The organism is Bradyrhizobium sp., assembly GCF_019242285.1.
GTDB lineage: Bacteria > Pseudomonadota > Alphaproteobacteria > Rhizobiales > Xanthobacteraceae > Bradyrhizobium.
Genome location: NZ_JAFAVV010000512.1, coordinates 1 through 2,018 on the forward strand (window position 1 = coordinate 1; position 2,018 = coordinate 2,018).

2 protein-coding genes are annotated in these 2,018 nt (G+C 63.8%); one reads left to right on the top strand and one right to left on the bottom strand.

Annotated elements, in window-relative coordinates; translation table 11 throughout:
* Positions 1-127: 127 nt before the first annotated feature.
* Positions 128-1,240 carry a 3-isopropylmalate dehydrogenase gene (gene leuB / locus JOY90_RS20250; RefSeq protein WP_291692879.1) on the bottom strand — a complete coding sequence of 371 codons (1,113 nt, stop codon included), beginning with the start codon at positions 1,238-1,240 and terminating at the stop codon, positions 128-130.
* Positions 1,241-1,350: 110 nt separating this feature from the next.
* Between leuB and JOY90_RS20255 the strand changes: the two genes are divergently transcribed.
* Positions 1,351-2,018 (top strand): FAD-dependent oxidoreductase (locus tag JOY90_RS20255; protein ID WP_291692880.1); only part of this gene is annotated, 668 nt, incomplete at its 3' end.

Consider the following 2,018-nt stretch of genomic DNA (forward strand, 5'->3'; position numbering starts at 1 on the left):
GGCCCCTGATAAAATCCGCTGTTCGCGCGAGTTCATCGACGCGCTTTCCGCCCGCTCGTCCAGGCGAAGGAGAGTCGATCGCGGAAGCTGCTCGCCCCACGAGTCGATCGGCCGGCGAAGCCGAGGCCTATTTCAGGGCGCGACGGAGCTCCGAGACCACGGCATCGCCCATCCCGGCGGTGCCGATCGCGTTCGTGCCCGGCGCCGCGATGTCCTTCGTGCGCAAGCCTGAGGCGAGCACATTGGCGACCGCCTTCTCGAGCGCGTCGGCCGCCTCTCCCAACCCGAACGAATAGCGCAGGCACATGGCCAGCGAGCCGATCATCGCGATGGGGTTTGCGAGGCCTTTTCCGGCAATGTCGGGGGCGGACCCATGCACCGGCTCGTAGAGCGCCTTGCGCTTCCCGGTCTGGTCGTCCTCGGCACCCAGCGAGGCGGACGGCAACATGCCGAGCGACCCCGTCAGCATCGCGGCGATATCGCTGAGCATGTCGCCAAACAGATTGTCGGTGACGATCACGTCGAACTGTTTCGGCCATTTCACGAGATTCATGCCGCCGGAATCGGCTAGCTGATGTTCGAGCTGCACGTCCTTGTATTCGCGCGCGTGTACCTGCGTCACGACCTCGTTCCAGAGCACGCCTGATTTCATGACGTTGCGCTTTTCCATCGACGTCAACTTGTTGCGGCGCCTGCGCGCCAGGTCGAACGCCACGCGCGCGATGCGCTCGATCTCGTAGGTATCGTAGACTTGCGTATCGATCGCGCGCTTCTGTCCGTTGCCGAGATCGGTGATGGTCTTGGGCTCGCCGAAATAGACGCCGCCAGTGAGCTCGCGCAGGATGATGATGTCGAGCCCATCCACCACCTCGCGCTTGAGGCTCGAGGACTCGACGAGCGCCGGATAGCAGATGGCGGGGCGAATGTTGGCGAACAAGCCGAGCTCCTTGCGCAGGCGAAGGAGTCCCGCCTCCGGTCGCACCTCGTACGGCACGCGGTCCCATTGCGGGCCCCCCACTGCGCCGAAGATCACGGCATCGGCCGCATGCGCCTTGGCCATGGTCGCGTCGGTGATGGCAACCTTGTGCGCGTCATAACAGCAACCGCCGACAAGGCCTTCTTCGATCTCGAAGCTCCCTAATCGGCGCGCATTCAAGAAAGCGATGAGCTTTTTCACCTCGGCCATGACTTCGGGGCCGATGCCATCGCCGGGCAGAAGAAGAAGCTTATGGGTCGCCATCGCGCATTGCCTCGCTCGAATGCATGTCGAGGCGGATTGCTAAAGCCACGCGGACGCCTTGGCAAGACGAAGGCCAATTTGGCAAGGTGCAGGCGGCGAGAGCAACATCCATGTCAGCGCAGCGTCCGAAAGTGGTAATCGTCGGCGCGGGCTTCGGCGGGATCCAAGCCGCCCTGGCGCTCAGCCGGGCTGCCGTCGACGTGATCGTGCTCGATCGCCAAAATCATCATTGCTTTCAGCCGCTGCTGTATCAGGTGGCGACCGCGGCATTGTCGCCGGCCGAGATCGCCTGGCCCATCCGACACATGTTGCGACGGCAACGGAACGCGACGGTATTAATGGCCGAGGTGAAGGGGGTCGACCTTGCGGGGCGGTCGGTCGAGAGCAGCGCGGGTCCGATGTCATACGACTATCTCGTCATCGCGACCGGCGCGACGCATTCCTACTTCGGTCATGACGATTGGGCCAAGTTCGCGCCGGGACTCAAGCGCATCGAGGACGCGACCCGCATTCGCCGAAGCATTCTACTGGCATTCGAACGGGCCGAACTCGCTGGTAACGATGCCGAGCGGCAGCGTCTGCTCACCTTCGTCATTGTCGGCGGAGGAGCGACCGGCGTCGAGATGGCGGGCGCCATCGCCGAGATCGCCCGGCAGACCCTAGCCAACGATTTCCGCAGGATCGATCCACGCAGCTCGCGCATCATCTTGCTCGAAGCCGGTCCGCACGTTATTCCGACCTTGCCCGAGGACCTGTCGCGCTATGCCGAGCGCGCACT

Coding starts and splice junctions, on each gene's coding strand:
- leuB (WP_291692879.1), bottom strand. CDS start 1,240: ATGGCGACCCATAAGCTTCTTCTTCTGCCCGGCGATGGCATCGGCCCC.